Genomic DNA, 17,830 nt, shown 5'->3' on the forward strand with positions numbered 1-17,830 from the left:
ATGAAAATAGTAATAAATGGTCAATCAGCTGTTGTGGCTGAGCAAATATCGCTTAGCGAGGCGTTGGCAAACTATGGGGCTAGGCCGCCATTTGCTGTGGCTGTAAACGGCGACTTTGTACCACGCAGCCAATGCGAAACAAAAACTCTTAACGAGGGTGACAGCATTGAGCTTTTGTCACCCATTCAAGGAGGTTAGCATGGATAGTTTTACTCTTTATGGTGAACAAATACGCAGCCGCTTACTCATTGGTTCTGCATTGTATCCTTCGCCCAGTATAATGACAGAATCAATTGTGGCCTCTGGGGCTGACATTGTTACCGTGTCATTAAGGCGCCAACAAAGTGCGCAAGCCGGCGATGATTTTTGGCAGTTAATAAAAAACACCGGGCTTAAAGTGCTCCCAAATACAGCAGGGTGTCACAGTGTGAAAGAAGCGGTTACTCTGGCTCAAATGTGCCGTGAGGTTTTTGCCACTGATTGGATCAAGCTTGAGCTGATTGGTGATGAATATAATTTGCAGCCCGATCCTTTTGCGTTACTCGAAGCAACAAAAATACTATTAGATGAGGGCTTTAAAGTACTGCCTTACTGCACCGATGACTTAGTGTTATGCCAGCGTCTTGCTGATTTAGGCTGTGAAGTGCTGATGCCTTGGGGCGCGCCTATTGGAACAGGCAAAGGGTTACTGAACCCCTATAACCTAAGAATGATCCGAGAGCGTTTACCTAGTCATACCTTAATCGTTGATGCTGGATTAGGGTTACCTTCGCATGCCTGCCAAGCCCTTGAATTAGGGTATGATGCGGTATTATTAAATTCGGCAATCGCTGGAGCTGGGTGCCCAGTTACAATGAGCCATGCATTTCGCAGTGCCGTTGAGGCAGGCAGATACAGCTATTTAGCCAAAGCGATGCCCGAAAAAGACGTAGCCAGCCCATCAACACCTACTATGGGCATGCCATTTTGGCATCAAAATTAAAGATGAGGAAAACATGAATCAGGTTGTATGGAGCATAGCGGGATCTGATTCCGGCGGCGGGGCTGGAATTCAAGCCGATATTAAAGCGATGCAAAGCTTTTCAGTGCATTGCTGCACCGTGATCACGGCTTTAACAGCACAAAATAGTTTAGGTGTTGAGGCCTTAAATCCCATTTCAACGGAGGTGATTGAATCTCAATTACAAGCTTTAGTAACCGATATGCCCGCCACAGTGATAAAAATCGGCATGTTGGCGAATGTGCAGCAAATTCAGTTAATAAGTGAACATTTAAAACATTATAAAAACACCTGGGAAGTGCCGCCTTTGGTTGTCTATGACCCTGTGGCGATAGCTTCCAGTGGCGATTTACTCACAGAAGAAGATACCGTGAGTGCAATTAAAGAGTGTTTATTACCGTGGGTAGATGTTGTTACACCCAATACCCACGAAACGCAGTTACTGACCGGAGTGTATTTAATTGGCCCAAGTGCAGTAAAAGAAGCTGCGCAAAAGCTGCAAAGTTATGGCGCAAAATCGGTCATCATCAAAGGTGGTCATTGGGACTACCCAAGTGGTTATTGCATCGATTACTGCCTGCAAGATACACACGAGTACTGGCTTGGAAATGAAAAAATTCAAACACCGCATAGCCATGGCACCGGGTGTAGTATGGCCTCAGTGATTGCTGCTTGCCTAGCAAAGCGTTATCCACTGAAAGACGCTTTTATTCTCGCAAAAGCGTATATAAACCAAGGTTTAAAAGCGGCAGTGCGTTACGGTGAAGGAATTGGCCCTGTTGCACACACTCATTTTCCGGTTAATTTAGCAGATTACCCACAAGTGATTGAAGCGGGGAGTTGGCTTGGTGATGAACTCGACTTTGATCACCCTAGCAATTTTACTATGGCGGCTGGTTTTGCTGAGTGTCAATCTAAAAAGCTCGGCTTATATGCAGTGGTCGACAGTGTTGATTGGTTAGAAAAGTGTTTAGCTGAAGGCGTTAAAACCGTACAGCTACGAATGAAAAATACAGATGATGCAACGCTAGATGAGGCCATTGCCAGTGCTGTTATGCTTGGTCAAAAATACGATGCGCAGGTGTATATTAATGACTATTGGCAACTGGCGATTAAGCACGGTGCTTATGGAGTTCATTTAGGCCAAGAAGACCTACAAACGGCTAATTTAATTGCTATAAAAGAGGCTGGCTTGCGTTTAGGCGTCTCGACCCATGGTTTTTATGAAATGCTGCGCGCCCATAATTATCGCCCGAGCTACATGGCATTTGGTGCAATTTACCCAACCACCACAAAAGACATGACAGGGCAAATTCAAGGCCTAGAAAAGCTTGAAAAATTTGTCCCGTTAATGGCCGACTACCCAACAGTTGCCATTGGTGGCATTGATGTGTCACGTGCAGAGCAAGTGGCAAATACCGGGGTAGGCAGTGTGGCTGTGGTGCGAGCAATTACCGAAGCCGAAGATTACCCCTCAGCGATTGCTAAACTCAAACAATGTGTTGAAGGCGACTCAGAAGCATGAGTGCGTTAAGCGATAAAGAGCGCATACGTTACAGCCGCCATTTAATGCTTAAAGAAGTGGGATTGGAGGGGCAGCAAATATTAAAGACCGCACATATTGCGGTGGTAGGTGCTGGTGGGCTTGGCTCACCTGCGCTACTTTATTTAGCTGCGGCTGGTGTGGGTAAGCTCACGTTGGTTGATAATGACAATGTCGAGCTTTCAAATTTACAGCGACAAATTTTGTATAAAGTTAATCACTTAGGGCAAGCAAAAACACAGGCAGCCTCGAAAGTGTTAGCAAGCTTAAATAACCAAATTAGTATTGAGCCCATTTGCCAAAGACTTGATGAAAAAAACCTTGCAGACGTTTTACAAGGGGCCGACATCGTACTCGATTGCAGTGATAACTTTGCCACTCGTTACTTAATTAATCGCTATTGTTTAGCGCACACAATCCCGCTCATTTCAGCCGCTGCGATTGCCACACAAGGGCAACTAATGTGCTTTGACTTTCGCAATTCCGACAGCCCCTGTTATGGCTGCGTATTCCCGCAAACAGATGATCAACCAGTATTAAATTGTGATAACGCGGGTGTAATAAGCCCATTACTGGGAGTCATGGGCAGTATGCAAAGCTTACTGGCGGTTAATATACTGTTAGGCCATAAAACGGGCAGCGAGTTTATTCAATTTGATGGGCTGACTTTACAGCAGCTACGTTTTACACCTCACAAAGATAGCGAATGCGCAGAATGCAAAAAGCAGGCTTGAAGCCTGCTTTTTAATTTTTGTATAACTAAGATGGTTAGTCTTTGATTGTCGCAAATGGTGTGCCCATGCGAGTGATTGTTTCTGGGTGTTGGTCAGATAAAAACTCAGCTTGGTTTGCACCCCAGGCTAAAATCACGGTAGACCCTAACTTAAAGCGACCCATTTCTTCGCCTTTTTTCAAAGTGATTGCGTTATCACCTTTGGTAGGGTAGTTCCAGCTGAATACATCTTTACCGGCAGGTGGTGTAACGGTACCTGCCCATATGGTTTCGATGCTGGCTACAATCGTTGCACCTACCAGTACCATCGCAAGTGGGCCTATGTCAGTTTCGAAAATTGCAACCACACGTTCATTACGCGCAAATAAGTTAGGGACGTTTTGCGCCGTAAGCGGATTCACTGAGAATAAATCACCTGGTACATAAATCATTTTACTCAGCGTACCATCAATCGGCATGTGAATACGGTGATAGTCTTTCGGTGCTAAATAGATTGTTGCGAACTTACCACCCAAAAATGGCACGGTATCGTCTTCGTTACCACCTAGTAATGCCTGTAAGCTGTAGTCGTGCCCTTTAGCTTGAATTATTTGACCATCTACCACATCACCTAATTGGCTAATCGCACCATCAACTGGGTGAGCAATAATGTCTTTTTCTTCTGCAAGTGGGCGAATACCTTCCTTTAAAGGGCGAGTAAAAAATTCATTAAAGGTTTTGTAATGAGCTGGATCGGGGTATTTAGCCTCACTCATATCAATTTTATATTGTTTGATGAATAGCTTGATTAACGCCGTGGTTAAGCCACCCGCTTTCGCTGCTGCTAACTTGCCGACCATGCGCGAAATGAAATGTTTTGGCATGGCATACTGCATGGCAATTTTGAATTTATCTAAACTCACTTGTTATTTCCTAAATAGTTATACGCGAGGAGCGCGTGCACCCGCACGGCCATCGGCCATAGTTTCTAAAATTCGGTGGTAACTGTCAAAACGAAGTTCTGAAATATCTCCATCATCAACCGCTTGGCGAATGATACAGCCCGGATCATTTAGATGTTTACAGTCACGAAAACGACAGCCGCCAATAAAGTCACGGAACTCTTTAAAGCACCAAGTTACGCGTTCAACATCTAAATGCCATAGGCCAAACTCACGGATCCCTGGTGAATCAATAAGGTTACCGCCAGAGGGTAAGTGATGTAAACGTGATACGGTTGTTGTGTGTTGCCCAAGACCACTATTTTCAGAGACTTCCTGAGTTAAAATAGCGGCGTCGGGTAAAACAGTATTAACTAATGTTGATTTACCCACACCACTTTGACCCACAAAGATGCTGTTTTTATCTATTAACGTTTGTTTAAGCTCATCAATACCTTGGCCCGTTTTATTACTGACGAGTAATACTTGATAGCCCAGTTCACGATAAATATCGAGAATTTCATTAATATAGGCGAGTCCTTCATCGTCAATTAAATCGATTTTGTTGAGCACTAAAATCGGCTCTATGCCCATGTCTTCACAGGCAACTAAATAACGGTCGATAATGTTAGGAGTAAACTCAGGTAATACCGCTGACACCATTAAAATTTGGTCGATATTAGCTGCAACGACTTTCACTCCGTCATAAAAATCTGGACGTGTAAGCTGCGAGCGACGTTCGTGAGTTGCTTCGATGACACCGGCTAAGTCACCCTCACTCACTTTGGCGCGACGAAATATCACTTCATCCCCGCAAACAAGGCTTGATACAGTGCGACGAATGTTACAGCGCAGCACATCACCAGAGTCCGTTTCGATATCTGCATGTTGTCCAAAACGGCTTAATACAACGGCATTTTCAGCAGGGCCTAAATTGTCGTTTTGCCATTGCACGGCTGCGCCCTTGTCTTGCTTTTTATCAGCATTAGACAAACGTTTTTGATGATTGGCCTTAATCCGACGAGACTGGCCTTTACTTAATTTCTTTTGTTTTGCCACTTTTGGCCTATAACTTGATTAAATGTCGGGCTTTTTGAAAAAAAAGCTTTAGGTCGACTGATGATACTAATATGATATATCTAAATGCGTTGGATCTAAAGGAAAGCACCGCTAAGGTAACTATGTCTTTTCATAAATCAAATCTTATCTGGCTCGACCTGGAAATGACTGGCCTCGAACCAGCAACAGATAAAATACTCGAAATTGCCACTGTTGTCACCGACAGTGAGTTAAACATCTTGGCTGAAGGCCCTGTTATTGCTATTCATCAAAGCGATGAATTACTTGATGGCATGGACGAGTGGTGTACGACCCAACATGGTCAATCAGGTTTAACAGCCCGCTGCAAAGCCAGTTCTTTCACTGAGCAAGATGCCATTGAGCAAACATTGGCGTTTTTGAAACAGTGGGTACCTGCTGGCGCATCGCCTATGTGCGGAAATTCAATCGGCCAAGATCGTCGATTCATGAATAAGTACATGCCGGAATTGGAAGACTATTTTCATTATCGCAACCTTGATGTAAGCACTATTAAAGAGCTTGCGCGCCGCTGGAAGCCTGAGGTTCTTGCTCAAGTGAACAAAAAAGGTTCACACCTTGCCCTTGATGATATAAAAGATTCAATTATGGAATTAAAGGTTTACCAAGAAAAATTCTTTAATTTGTAAAAAACATTTGCAAACACATCGGATTATTGTAGAATCCTGCCCCGCTTAAGACGTTAACCCTCGCGGGGTTAGTGTGTCTTTAGCTAAATTATAGTTGAAATTTGTGGCACTAGCTCAGTTGCCAGAACGTTTTACCGCAACCTTTAGGTTGTGCAGCAACGGACAAATTACTGACTATTTTGAATTAAATGCGGCACTAGCTCAGTTGGTAGAGCGCAACCTTGCCAAGGTTGAGGTCACGAGTTCGAGCCTCGTGTGCCGCTCCAATTTCTCACCAAAAGAAATTGTTATAAAAAATTCAAATTATACGGCACTAGCTCAGTTGCCAGAACGTTTTACCGCAACCTTTGGTTGTGCATCAACGGACAAATCACTGACTATTTGAATGCGGCACTAGCTCAGTTGGTAGAGCGCAACCTTGCCAAGGTTGAGGTCACGAGTTCGAGCCTCGTGTGCCGCTCCAATTTCTCAGCAAAAGAAATTGTTATAAAAAATTCAAATTATACGGCACTAGCTCAGTTGCCAGAACGTTTCACCACAACCTTTAGGTTGTGCACCAACGGACATATTACTGACTATTTTGAATTGAATGCGGCACTAGCTCAGTTGGTAGAGCGCAACCTTGCCAAGGTTGAGGTCACGAGTTCGAGCCTCGTGTGCCGCTCCAATTTCTCACCAAAAGAAATTGTTATAAAAAATTCAAATTATACGGCACTTGCTCAGTTGCCAGAACGTTTTACCGCAACATTTGGTTGTGCATCAACGGACAAATCACTGACTATTTGAATGCGGCACTAGCTCAGTTGGTAGAGCGCAACCTTGCCAAGGTTGAGGTCACGAGTTCGAGCCTCGTGTGCCGCTCCAAATTCTAAACTATTCTTTATAAATAACTCCCAGTTAAAAAACATTTCAGCTACGTCACGCCTGTTTATTTATTTTTTTTATAGTTGACCTTGGACTGTGGCAACAATGCGTCTTGAACCGCCTTGGTCGCGATGCTCACCTAAATAAATACCTTGCCAAGTACCGAGTTGAAGGCGTCCTTGATGGATTGGAATTGTCAGTTCGCAGCCTAATGTACTGCTTTTTATGTGTGCAGGCATGTCATCGTCACCTTCATAATCGTGGCGATAATAACTCTGCCTTTCTGGGACAAAGTGGTTGAAGTGGCTTTCCATGTCCATACGCACTGTCGGATCTGCATTCTCATTAATAGTTAAACTGGCAGAAGTGTGCTGAATAAACAAATGCAATAAACCGACTTTATACTGGCTGATTTCAGGTAGTTGACGAAGTAACTCGTCATCAATGATGTGAAAGCCTCGTGTGCGAGGCTTTAGTTGAATGGTTTTTTGTTGCCAACTCATAGCTTATCAAAACTAACTTCTATATTGGCATTCCCGTCCTCTGAGGTGAACGGAATGAGTACTTTAGCACCTTCACACTTATGTGTAATGGTGTGTCCTTTACCTGATACAACAATCGGTGTTGCCATATCAAATTCATAGCCCTTTTCGCCCAGAAGGTTTTTAGCGCCCCCGGTGACCATGTTGGTTATTTCGCCTACCATATCAGTCACTTCTTCGTTAACTGAATCTGGTCGCTCTCCCAGCATTCTTTCCATAATAGTTAAGGCCAAACTTTCATCAAAGGTGATTGAAAGTGAACCTTTAGTTTGTGGGCCAACCATACCGATTAAACCAGAGACATCGCCGCGCGCAATCTCATCTTTTTTGAGGCTAGGTTTACCGGGTTTTAATTCTGTTTGAGCCATGGTGCTCAATACATTGAGTAAAGACGATAAAAAAGGGTTGATGAACTCCACATTCATTGTTTATTTTCCCTTAGGTTATTGCAGCGAGGCTGCTGTTCTAACTTTAATTGTAGTGGCTGTATAAAACAGTGCACTTAATCTTTGCAATTTTCACATTTTCCGTGTGCTTCAATTGTTTGTCCTGAGACAATAAAGCCGCTTTCAGCTGCTAAGTTATTAAGCTCGTGCGAAATAACAGTAGAATGCAGCTCTTTTACATAACCGCAGCTATCACAAATTAATAATTGTACTGGATGAATGTGATCAAAATGATGGCACAACATAAATGAGTTTGTGCTTTCTATTTTGTGAATAAAGCCCAGTTCCGACAAAAAGTCTAAGGCGCGATAAATTGTTGCTGGTTTTGCTCCTGACTCAGTTAATTTGAGTTGTTCTAATAAGTCATAAGCACCAACACCACCTTGCGCGCTCGCTAGCAGGCGGAATACTTTTTCACGGATAGGTGTAAAACGTGCACCACGATTATCACATACTTGTTTTGCTTTACTGACGAGTGATTCTGTATTCATCTTCTCTTATCCTTACGCTACCGTGATATACTATCATACTGTATTGTAGTTGCAGCGTTTTTATTCGCTAGCAGGTTTTCTTGGGAGTTTTCGGTATGAGTGAATTGCTTGCTGCGTTCATTTTCTTTTTTGCTGTCATTGATCCAATTGGTACTGTGCCGGTCTTTATCGCGGTTACACGAGGCGAAGACGCTAAGTTTAAACGTAAAGTAGCATTAAAAGCGGTGGGAGTGTCGGCACTGGTTTTATTGTTTTTTGTACTCGCGGGTGAACTACTTTTAAACGCAATTAAGATTCCTTTGTCTGCTTTTCAAATTGCCGGCGGAATTGTGTTACTAATATTTGCCTTGTCGATGATTTTTGGTGAAAGTAAGCCTGAAAGTGAAATCAAAAGTGTCCGCAATAGTACCGAAACGGCTATTTTTCCACTCGCTATTCCGTCAATAGCAAGCCCCGGAGCAATGCTTGCTGCAGTACTAATGACTCGAAACAATGAATACACATGGCTGGAGCAGTTAATCACGTCATCAGTGATGTTATCGGTGTTGATTATAGTGCTGGTTTTACTGTTACTTGCAACGCATGTACATAAACTCATCGGTGATAGTGGTGCAAGTATCATAAGCCGTGTGATGGGATTAATTTTATCTTCGGTTGCGGTAACAAATATTCTGGGTGGCATTGCTCATTATTTTGGCTTAACGGTTGCGGTATAGTAAAAATTAAAGCGCATTTTCAGTCATTTAAACTTTGAATTATTGCCTTCTATTATCTAACTTAAAAGGAGGCAATATAATTTAAGGAACAAAGAATGCGACTCAAACATGTTGTTTTATCTGTTTTTCTGCTTTTTAGTTTAGCTGCTTGCATGGAGCCGACCTATGATAGTGGCAAATTAAAAGTGATCGAAGTGACAGATCATGACTTTAAAATCAATGATGAAAGTGCAGTAACCTTGATCATCGGTCATGCCAATGTAGCTGAATATAGCTTTTCACTTCGCAAGAGCGATCTTAAAAAAGGCACTCTGTTGCAGTCGGTGTCTGACAGTAACCCGAATGTGCGCGCTGATGGAACATTCTTCAGTGAATATTATGTGCAATCAAAAGATCATGACACGCACGCATCAATTGAAATTGTAGAAATCGATCCTGTTGAGAAAGTGGCACGCATTGCTGTGGGTGCTAAGCTCGTTAATCTAAAAAATGAAGATTATAAAGAACTCGAAATTACACTATTTGAACTTACCGGCCAAAATTTAGAAAATCTCTTAAATAAAGTAGAGATTTAGTCATTACTTTATTTCTTCCCAGATGAAGTGTGTTAGTTACACACTTCTTCATTATCTGATCTACGATTAAGTCATGCCGTCAGCTTTGTTAAGTGGTATAATCACGCAAACTTTATTTTTATTGTGATGGCTAATTATCTTAGCCGTTACTGCTTTAATAAGCGTTAATGTATTAGGTAATCAAGTTGCAAGTGAACGCATTGATATTTAAAGGGGCCATACTATGAGCACGACGACATTAAATCGCCGTTTGTCGGTGGCACCCATGCTCGATTGGATGCACTAAGCATGTAAACTTATGTTTTTTAAGGGTTTGTTTTTTGTACTTTAGTTTTTGGGTACTTTTTGGGTATTCTCAGGGTTTAAAAAAGGGGCTAGCGCCCCTCTAAACTCAATTCATAAACTGTGCTTTTGACCACTCGTTGTAGTCGGCTTGGCATTTCTGCTCAATAAACGCTGCGAGTGTCGAGATTCTGACCACCCAAGGAGATTTTTGTGAATCTCCCAAACGAGTTACAGGGAATGGCAATGCACCCTCCGAAGCCCGTCTTTTTGCCGTGGTAGAATTCATACCTAAATAGATTTCGGATATTTCTTCGAGTCGGACAAAAATGGGTTGACCAAACTGCTCACGTAAAAGGTCACATGTGATACGAATTTGGTTTGGTGAGTTTAAGGCCATAGATGGATCTCCTGCAACGACAAGTCAGTCCATGTTGCAAAAGAAGAACAATCCATAAAGATTAAGTTCTCTGCTAAGATGCTCTATTCTAAGCACCCAAACGCAATGTCACCTAAGTTAAACCCATATATATGGTAGCAGATGCTTAGGTGAGGTTCAGCATTTTTAATCGATTTATTTTTTGACCATTTTGGTTCATTCTTCAATGCGAGTTTACGGCGATATACTATTATTTTTCTTTTGCGGTTCGATCGAATAGGAGGAATAGAATACAATAAGGTGATGCCACCGTTGCAGGCAGGCTGTTTGGTGTATCGTGGAAATTATTCGAATTAATTGTGAATAATTTCCACGATAGTTGTTTGCAGATTAGGCGGCAGTGGAGAAGTTAGAATCCTCTGGGTTAGGGGGTTGTTCTCCAAAACACTGTGATACTAAATGCGATTTTGAAAAATCTGTTAAAGTGTCCCCGTTGAAGGCTCTAATGATCAATGTCTTGTGCTTTCGGTTAATAAGCTGATTAAGTGCAAGCTGAATATAACAAGCTTTAACCAAAGTTAGATCAAGGTCGTTTATAGTTACTTCTGCTACTTGGCAATCTGAATCACCTATTGTAGCTAAAATGAGAGAACCTGTTCCACAAGTTGGCTCATAGAATGTTCTATGGGTTTGTATCTTGGTTACAGATCTATTCAAAAGTGCGCTAATTAATTTTGACAAATCGTTTGATGTAAATGATTGCCCTAATTTTTTCTTATTTAAATTAGTAATCTCATGAAAAATGCAGCCTAAATTATCTTCGTAAGGTTTTTCAGCAGTTAGCTTTTCAATAAAAAATCTAAACCACTCAAAAGAATACTTGTAGGGATAATATTTTTTATTAATGCTGTTATTTGTAATATGCTGGAAAAACATATTAATAAGTTCTTCCAAAAATTCAGGTTCTGTCTTAGCAAACTCTTGGGACTTTTGTTTTATCAACTTAACCAAGTTTTTATGCGCATTACCCAACATAAGCTTTGTATGCATTTTAGCTAACTTATTTCGCTCTGCGTCTGTCCAATCAGAGACCAACTTGTTTTCTTCTTCTCTTGTTAACATTACGCTGCCTCCTCAGTTGTAAGTAAAGCCTCGAATTCGCATTCAGTAGGGTGATCAATGTCGGATAAGTGCTTATTAATTCGGGCTAATCCAACTTGACAATAGTTTGGGCACAACTCAACTCCTATAAATGAGTACTTGGACTGAATCATAGGAACTGCTGTACTTGAACTTGCAAAACAAAGCATAAAAGCACCGTGTTTTAATACTTTAAATGCCTCTTCTAATGCTTCTTGACTAACAACGTCATTATCCCATTTTTTTTCTGCAAAATTTATCGCATAGGGGCTATCTGTTGTTATAAGAGCTATTGATCTTGTTGGGCTTTTTTTAAGCCCCAACACATTGTCACCATTGATAGTTTTGTATGTGGCTTTGTCTTTCTTTTTTGTCATTTTATATACATTTTTCATATCATTTTCTCCTATGGTTACTGAAAAATTTGGTGCAAAAAGCCTTGCCAATTTAGGCAACGAATTTGTTAGTGAGTGGTGAATTTCAGACAAAACTCTGCGCCATCTAACCTTGTTGGGTTAGTTCTTAGTTGGCGAATGTGAGCTATTGAAAGTCACTTTCTCAGTATTTTTAAGACTCTGAGAAGTGACGTAAGGAATGTTACGGCTCTTACTCAGAAGTCCAATTCAGTTTTTGAGCTTTCACTATTTAAACCGTTTGGGCTTTGTTAATAAGTTGAGTACATATTAACCTATTGATGGTGTGTTTGTCAAATTTACAAAAGTGTAAGTCATTGATATATATAGGTATTTTTTTGTTTTTTCCTGCGTGTTTTTGTATATTTATGTATGCGATATTTCGAAGGTTTAACTATTTTTCTATAAAATTCATATGGATATAATTTTTTTTAAAAAAAATATGATTTTTTTTAGTTTTACTCTTTGCAAATTAAAAAACTGTGTTATCACATTTAAAGAATGCTCATGTTATTAATCATTTTTTGGAATCTATTAATTTAAATATTACTTTTTAAAATAAATATCTATTTCCCGACAGGCTTAGTCCTGATCGAACTGCTGAATATCTTTACTGCATTCATTTCACTTAAAAACAGGAGAAATTATGAATAAAGAACTAAAAGATATTGCAGTAAAATTACGCAATGAAATAAAAAAACAAAGAATAAATGAAGATAAAGTTAAATTTTTCTTTGAAAATTATCAGTCTAACTTTCAGACGCATTTACAAGAAGAGCTGAATGACCATATACCATTAGATAGCTACCGTGTTGAAGTCGCCTATTACTTTTTAGAGGGCTTAGAAGAGAGTCAAGATATTGATATAGCAAACAATAGTGTAGAGCCTGATATATATAACGCAGATTTACTTTCATGGTTATCGAGTAACTTTCGTAGATCCGATTACGTAAATCAAATACTTGAAGAAAGTGATATACAAGACTGCTTTAACCTCCTCAGGTTAGCTCAATATAGGGAAATAGAGGAAGTCACCCAAGCTGTTATCAATTACATCGAGAGTGAGCTGGAACAGGGGTTGGAGGTTGAATATGAATAATTATTTAGCCCACATTCTTATTTTCCAAGTAAATGAATATCTAAAAAAGAATATCCCTTGTTACTTCAATGAAAACCTTGGCTTTTCGAAGTCCAAAAGTGAAAGCTTGAAAGAGCATTTATTTTCTTTGTCATTAGATAAGGCGACAGAGTACTTATGTGAATATGGTTATCCATTGAACCCAAGTGAAGAAGAAATTCATTTTGCCAAGTGGTTATCAGTAGAATTGCTGACCGTATACCTTAGAACCCCAGAAGTGACTAATGATACTGTCTACACCTCACTCCACTGTGTGAATTGTGGTGTCGTTGCACAACAAATATCAAACCCTTTGAAATTGAACTGTTTCAAAACATATTTTATCGAAACCTTATTGGGTTCTTCCTTGCCGCTAAACCTACGAAAAGCCCTTTTAGTGACTGCTCTTGCTTCGGGTTCTCACAGTCTGACTACATTAGGAGGGATTTAAAATGGAAAAGAGTAGAAAATTTTCAATACAATTACCAGAAAGTGAATACCGCTTTTTGAAGCAGGTTGCAGCTGTACAGGGAACTACTATGGCACAGCTAATTAGAAACGCTTGGTTTGAAAAAGCGAACTCATTATCAGCCATAGAAGATATAGAGGCAAAGTTAACAGCTTTGGAAAGCTTGGCGAGTAATTCTGTGAAAACTGAGCAATTGACTGAGCTATTTAAGGACAATACTAAACGCCAAAAAAGATTATATCAAAAGCTAATTGATATCGAAAAAGTTCTGGGAGGTAAGTCATGTTAAAGCAAATAACTCCCGACAATTTCTATACATCAAAAAGCCCGTCTTCTGCGCTAACATACAGTTTTCCTTTTGTGATTTTGTGCTCGTTAGCTGTTTATACATTTGCTGTTATTGTTTTTTTATACGTTCTGTTATTCGAGTATTTTGAACTGCTTAATATCGAGCTATTTTACGAAATATTAAAATCGACATTGCAAGTTCAATTAGGGCTTGGCGATTCCGAATTTGCTTTGAGCAAGTGGTATTCTTCGTTAGATAGAACTAATCAAATTGTTGTAATGACAAGTATGATTTCTGCTCAAATATTTGCATTGTTTTTAGCTATTTACTCTGGACTTTGGGCGAAGAAAAAAACGCTAAATTTGGGAGAGCGTCAAATATCAGGAACAAAATATCTTGAATTTGCACAAGCGGAGTCAAAATTATCTGAGCTGCTAGAATCTGAATATAAATTTTCAGGATATGGTCTACCTATACACCATAACCTAAATTTGCCGAAGGGAAGAGAAGGTCAACATGTTCTGGTATGTGGTCAAATTGGCAGTGGCAAAACTTCTATTTTGCTGCCAATAGTAACTAGCGTAATTGAAGATAAAGAAAAATCAGTAATCTATGATATTAAGGGGGATTTTTCTGCTTATTATCGACACCATGAACACGTAAAAGTCTTGGCTGCATTTGACCAAAACTCAATTCAGTGGGCGATATGCAAAGACGTATATGATTATAACTCAGCAATGCAATTTGCTGAGGCAATGATTCCAGAAAACTCCAAGCAAGATCCTCTTTGGGTTCAATCGAGCAGGATCATATTAGTTGGTATTTGTCAGGTTTTAATCCAGAAGCATGGCTCAAATAAATGGGGGTGGAAAGATCTTTCAGAAATGTTGAAGCTGCCCGAAAAATATTTGCATAGGGAGCTAATTAGTATTAGTCCAGAAGCTGGGCTGTTGGTAGACGAAAAATCTAAAACCAGTAAGAGTATGGTGCTTACATTGCAATCTTATACAGCTCCAATACATCAAATTGCTCTTGCATGGGAGAATGCTGAAAACGGGATCTCATTGAATGAATGGGTGTCCGATCAGAACAGTAAGATTAGAACCATAATCGTGCAGCAAAATCCGAGATATAAAGCTCTATCAGAAGTTGTATGTAATTTAGCTTTATGCTTTATCTCAAATCAACTTTTATCGTTAGAGGACGATACTGAGCGAAAATTTTATTTTATTTTAGACGAAATTTTTCACTTAAACTTTCCAATCATAGATTTTATGACTGTTTCCCGAAGTAAGGGGGCGAGAATGCTAATTGGAGTTCAAGATTTGGCATTATTGACCCGCAAAATGACCAAGGAAGAGGTCATGTCCTTAGCTTCAATGGTTGGCACAACTATTATGCTTAGAGTCGGTTCTATGGGGGATACGATCAAAACCATGGCTGAAAGTTTAGGTTCTCAGGAAATTGAAAGGTTGCAATCGAATTTCGACAAAGAAGGCAAAGCTACGTTTTCATGGCAGAGAGTAACCATACCTGTTGTCAGAAAAGAAGACCTACTGTCACTTCCACAACCGAGCAAACAGGGAATACATGGTTACTTATCAATTGCTGGAACAGGAATAGTCGGTAAGCTCTGCTGGAAGTTACCGAATATGACAAAGTTATCAAAGCCCTTTGAACTGGCCGATTGGATCAAGAAGTCAGACAAAGATAATAAGGAGGATTGCTATGCTGACGATTACTAGACTGGGAAAGTGTTCAGATCAATCCAAAATAGCATATTACACGGAAATAGCTTCATTAAATTACTATTCAAACGAGTATGAACCGCAAGGTTACTGGTATGGCAATTTATCTGGGCAATTGAAATTAAAAGGCAAAGGAGTAACGCATGAGCATTTACTTAATTTGGCACAAGGTTATTCAAAAGATGGGAGAAAACCGTTAGTAAAAAATGCAGGCACAGAGCACTGGATCGGTTCTGATCTAACTTTCAGTGCTCCTAAAAGCGTTTCAGTTTTATTTGGTCTTAGTGAAAAAAAGCAAAGAAAACAAATACAACAATGTCATCAAATAGCGATTGAGAAAACTCTCAAATATATTGAGAAACATATTATTCAAACCCGTTCTGGGTTTGATGACTATAAAAACAGGCAGAGAGTAAATACTAATAAGGCGTTGTTTGCTGTTTTTGAACATGCCAGTTCAAGAAAACTTGACCCACAGCTTCATTCTCATTGTCTTTTATTAAATTTGACATATCAAAATGGTAAAGAGTTTAGCTCACTTGAAACTCTCAAATTACATCAATATCAAAAAGTCTTGGGAGTTATGTACCGTAACGAATTATCACATCAATTGACGAAGAAACTAAATTTATCTATTCAGCATGACGATGAATTTTTTAAGATACGAACTGTTCCTGATGAGCTGTGTAAGAGATTTAGTAAACGAAGCGATGAAATAACAGAAGCAATAGCGGAAAAAGCTTTAATTTCTAACTCTACAACCAAAGGCAAAGCTGCCCTGTTTACAAGAGATAAGAAGGTGCATCTGCCGCGTGAAGCCCTACACCAATATTGGAAAGTTGAGTCAGAAAATTGGATACCAAAATACCCAGAAAATGCTTTTCAGAATGATTACAAACTAAGTGACTTTAAATCTGAAATGTTGTCAGAACTGGTTGAACAACAGTCTATTTTTCAACATAAACACTTACTAGAAGTGGTCAATAAGTATGCTCAATGGCTGGGGTTAGGCATTGATGTAGCTCTGGATTACTTGACTCAGTTAGAACGAGATAATGAAGTCGTGACTCTGATTCATCCTAGTTTTGGGGAGTGTTACACAACTCAGGCACAATTAGAATTAGAGAAAAGCTTTTACATTGAGGCGGTTGAATATTCGGCACAGAAAAGTCATGCGATGAGTTATCAGTTATCACCTGACTCAACTTTAAATCAAGAGCAGCAAAAAGCTTTAACAGGTGTAATTTCTGCGGGCAGTTTATCTATAATTAACGGTTTGCCTGGCACTGGTAAGTCGTATCTACTAAAAGAGTTAAATACAGCTTACACAACTAATAAGTATAAAGTCATTGGTTGCTGTATTGCTGCCAAAGCTGCTGAGAACTTGCAAGAAAGTTCAGCGATTAAATCCCAAACATTAGATTCACTGTTACTTTCTTTGAAAAGTGGAGCGAAAAAGTTAAATGAAAAAACAATAGTGGTTCTTGATGAGGCTGGTATGGTCGGAGTGGAGAAGCTTAATCGGTTATTTGAGTATGTGGAAATGTCACGAGCCAAGCTAGTTTTGGTCGGAGATTATAACCAGTTAACCCCAATTCAAGCTGGTAATCCATATTTTCGATTGAAGGACAAAATCCCATTTTTTGAGCTGAATAACATTCAACGTCAGAAATTAGAAAAAGACAGGCAGAATGTTTTAGACATAAAAAGTGGTCAAGTTTTAGGAGTGCTAAATGATTTAGACAAGCGGGGAAATTTATCATTTGAAAAGGCGCACCTTCAAGCGAAAGCTAATTTAGTAAATGACTGGTATAGCTCATTTCAATCTAAACCTCTCGAAAATATAATGATTGCTTCAACAAAACAGGACGTTGCCGATTTAAATAAGCTTGCAAGACAAAAGTTGAAGTTAGATGAACAGCTTTCTGGCTTAACCGTTCAAATGTTAAACCACGAAGATCAACTGCTTAATTTACAAAAGGGTGATCAAGTTATGTTTAGAAAAAATGCTCACGAAATTGAAGTAAACAACGGCTCTACGGGACTAATTAAAGAGGTTCAGCAATTAATAGATCGCTCAATAAATATCAAAATAGCATTAGACAATGGCAAACAAGTCGAATTTAACACCAAGTATTATTCTGCCCTTGATTATGGTTACGCTATGACGACCCATAAATCCCAAGGACTGACTTGCGACAATGCCTACATATTTTTTAGTGAGCGTTATCTATCAAAAGAACTCACTTACGTAAAAATGAGCCGTTCTCGTAATGCTCCAAAAGTTTACTGTGCCAGTGCTCTACTTGAAAAGACTGAGTACTTAAAAGAGCTTAGTTTAAAAGCCGAGATGGAAGCTGAAAAAATTGATGCTATCGAGTTTGAAGCCAACTAAGATAACTGTTTCGTGTTGTGCCTATATGATTTATTATACTG

20 protein-coding genes and 4 tRNA genes are annotated in these 17,830 nt (G+C 39.7%); 16 read left to right on the forward strand and 8 right to left on the reverse strand.

Annotation, left to right across the window (positions count from 1 at the left end; all coding sequences use genetic code 11):
• The 4 genes from thiS to D0907_RS02220 are packed head-to-tail and all read left to right on the forward strand — an operon-like array spanning position 1 to position 3,277.
• The gene (gene thiS / locus D0907_RS02205; protein ID WP_065978234.1) at positions 1-198 is read left to right on the forward strand and encodes a sulfur carrier protein ThiS; all 198 of its coding nucleotides are present in this window, start codon (positions 1-3) and stop codon (positions 196-198) included.
• 1 nt (position 199) lies between these two features.
• The gene (locus D0907_RS02210) at positions 200-982 is read left to right on the forward strand and encodes a thiazole synthase (protein ID WP_036971418.1); all 783 of its coding nucleotides are present in this window, start codon (positions 200-202) and stop codon (positions 980-982) included.
• A gap of 13 nt (positions 983-995) precedes the next feature.
• Positions 996-2,525 carry a thiamine phosphate synthase gene (gene thiE / locus D0907_RS02215; protein ID WP_065978233.1) on the forward strand — a complete coding sequence of 510 codons (1,530 nt, stop codon included), beginning with the start codon at positions 996-998 and terminating at the stop codon, positions 2,523-2,525.
• Positions 2,522-3,277, forward strand: coding sequence for a HesA/MoeB/ThiF family protein (locus tag D0907_RS02220; protein WP_036971412.1), 756 nt, complete (start codon positions 2,522-2,524; stop codon positions 3,275-3,277). Before thiE ends, D0907_RS02220 begins: the two co-directional genes overlap by 4 nt.
• Before the next feature lie 34 nt (positions 3,278-3,311).
• On the opposite strand, the gene asd is transcribed toward D0907_RS02220, so the two are convergent.
• Together asd and rsgA are read right to left on the reverse strand one after the other, a co-directional pair.
• Complete coding sequence (gene asd / locus D0907_RS02225) at positions 3,312-4,178, reverse strand: archaetidylserine decarboxylase (protein WP_036971409.1); 867 nt, start codon at positions 4,176-4,178, stop codon at positions 3,312-3,314.
• 18 nt (positions 4,179-4,196) lie between these two features.
• On the reverse strand, positions 4,197-5,255 hold the full coding sequence (rsgA, locus tag D0907_RS02230) for a small ribosomal subunit biogenesis GTPase RsgA (protein WP_036971407.1): 1,059 nt from the start codon (positions 5,253-5,255) through the stop codon (positions 4,197-4,199).
• Positions 5,256-5,377: 122 nt separating this feature from the next.
• Here rsgA and orn point away from each other — a divergent pair, with 122 nt between their 5' ends.
• The 5 genes from orn (at position 5,378) to D0907_RS02255 (ending at position 6,787) form a co-directional block, all read left to right on the forward strand.
• On the forward strand, positions 5,378-5,923 hold the full coding sequence (orn, locus tag D0907_RS02235; protein WP_036971404.1) for an oligoribonuclease: 546 nt from the start codon (positions 5,378-5,380) through the stop codon (positions 5,921-5,923).
• Positions 5,924-6,113: 190 nt separating this feature from the next.
• Positions 6,114-6,189: transfer RNA gene (locus D0907_RS02240), tRNA-Gly, on the forward strand.
• Between the two features lie 121 nt (positions 6,190-6,310).
• Positions 6,311-6,386: transfer RNA gene (locus D0907_RS02245), tRNA-Gly, on the forward strand.
• Between the two features lie 128 nt (positions 6,387-6,514).
• Positions 6,515-6,590: transfer RNA gene (locus tag D0907_RS02250), tRNA-Gly, on the forward strand.
• 121 nt (positions 6,591-6,711) lie between these two features.
• Positions 6,712-6,787 (forward strand) — tRNA-Gly (locus tag D0907_RS02255).
• A 77-nt stretch (positions 6,788-6,864) separates the two neighbouring features.
• Here the strand turns inward: D0907_RS02255 and D0907_RS02260 are convergent.
• The 3 genes from D0907_RS02260 to D0907_RS02270 form a co-directional block, all read right to left on the reverse strand.
• A complete protein-coding gene (locus D0907_RS02260; RefSeq protein ID WP_075594341.1) occupies positions 6,865-7,290 on the reverse strand; it encodes a secondary thiamine-phosphate synthase enzyme YjbQ in 426 nt (141 codons plus the stop codon).
• Positions 7,287-7,754, reverse strand: a complete 468-nt coding sequence (locus D0907_RS02265; RefSeq protein WP_065978232.1) for a chemotaxis protein CheX — start codon at positions 7,752-7,754, stop codon at positions 7,287-7,289. The genes D0907_RS02260 and D0907_RS02265 overlap by 4 nt, the downstream gene beginning before the upstream one ends.
• A gap of 77 nt (positions 7,755-7,831) precedes the next feature.
• Complete coding sequence (locus D0907_RS02270) at positions 7,832-8,266, reverse strand: transcriptional repressor (protein WP_036971396.1); 435 nt, start codon at positions 8,264-8,266, stop codon at positions 7,832-7,834.
• A gap of 95 nt (positions 8,267-8,361) precedes the next feature.
• Between D0907_RS02270 and D0907_RS02275 the strand changes: the two genes are divergently transcribed.
• On the forward strand, positions 8,362-8,982 hold the full coding sequence (locus D0907_RS02275; protein ID WP_036971394.1) for a MarC family protein: 621 nt from the start codon (positions 8,362-8,364) through the stop codon (positions 8,980-8,982).
• A gap of 95 nt (positions 8,983-9,077) precedes the next feature.
• Entirely contained in the window at positions 9,078-9,557 is a 480-nt protein-coding gene (locus D0907_RS02280; RefSeq protein WP_075594342.1) for a hypothetical protein, read from the forward strand.
• Positions 9,558-9,948: 391 nt separating this feature from the next.
• Here the strand turns inward: D0907_RS02280 and D0907_RS02285 are convergent, their stop codons facing one another.
• From D0907_RS02285 to D0907_RS02295, 3 genes are all read right to left on the reverse strand, one after another.
• A complete protein-coding gene (locus D0907_RS02285; RefSeq protein ID WP_118843958.1) occupies positions 9,949-10,239 on the reverse strand; it encodes a pyocin activator PrtN family protein in 291 nt (96 codons plus the stop codon).
• A gap of 369 nt (positions 10,240-10,608) precedes the next feature.
• Positions 10,609-11,340 (reverse strand): N-6 DNA methylase, encoded by a 732-nt coding sequence (locus D0907_RS02290; RefSeq protein ID WP_118843959.1) that lies wholly within the window; start codon positions 11,338-11,340, stop codon positions 10,609-10,611.
• A complete protein-coding gene (locus tag D0907_RS02295; protein ID WP_162898021.1) occupies positions 11,340-11,846 on the reverse strand; it encodes a hypothetical protein in 507 nt (168 codons plus the stop codon). The genes D0907_RS02290 and D0907_RS02295 overlap by 1 nt, the downstream gene beginning before the upstream one ends.
• 571 nt (positions 11,847-12,417) lie before the next feature.
• On the opposite strand from D0907_RS02295, the gene D0907_RS02300 reads away from it, so the two are divergent.
• From D0907_RS02300 to mobF, 5 genes are read left to right on the forward strand one after another with little or no spacing between them, the layout of a single operon-like run.
• A complete protein-coding gene (locus D0907_RS02300; RefSeq protein ID WP_118843961.1) occupies positions 12,418-12,870 on the forward strand; it encodes a hypothetical protein in 453 nt (150 codons plus the stop codon).
• A complete protein-coding gene (locus tag D0907_RS02305) occupies positions 12,863-13,339 on the forward strand; it encodes a hypothetical protein (RefSeq protein ID WP_118843962.1) in 477 nt (158 codons plus the stop codon). The genes D0907_RS02300 and D0907_RS02305 overlap by 8 nt, the downstream gene beginning before the upstream one ends.
• Position 13,340: 1 nt before the next feature.
• A complete protein-coding gene (locus D0907_RS02310) occupies positions 13,341-13,646 on the forward strand; it encodes a hypothetical protein (protein WP_118843963.1) in 306 nt (101 codons plus the stop codon).
• Complete coding sequence (locus D0907_RS02315) at positions 13,640-15,391, forward strand: type IV secretion system DNA-binding domain-containing protein (protein ID WP_118843964.1); 1,752 nt, start codon at positions 13,640-13,642, stop codon at positions 15,389-15,391. The genes D0907_RS02310 and D0907_RS02315 overlap by 7 nt, the downstream gene beginning before the upstream one ends.
• Entirely contained in the window at positions 15,375-17,789 is a 2,415-nt protein-coding gene (gene mobF / locus D0907_RS02320; protein ID WP_118843965.1) for a MobF family relaxase, read from the forward strand. Before D0907_RS02315 ends, mobF begins: the two co-directional genes overlap by 17 nt.
• Positions 17,790-17,830 lie beyond the last annotated feature (41 nt).

This window comes from Pseudoalteromonas lipolytica (genome assembly GCF_003515105.1).
GTDB classification, from domain to species: domain Bacteria; phylum Pseudomonadota; class Gammaproteobacteria; order Enterobacterales; family Alteromonadaceae; genus Pseudoalteromonas; species Pseudoalteromonas lipolytica.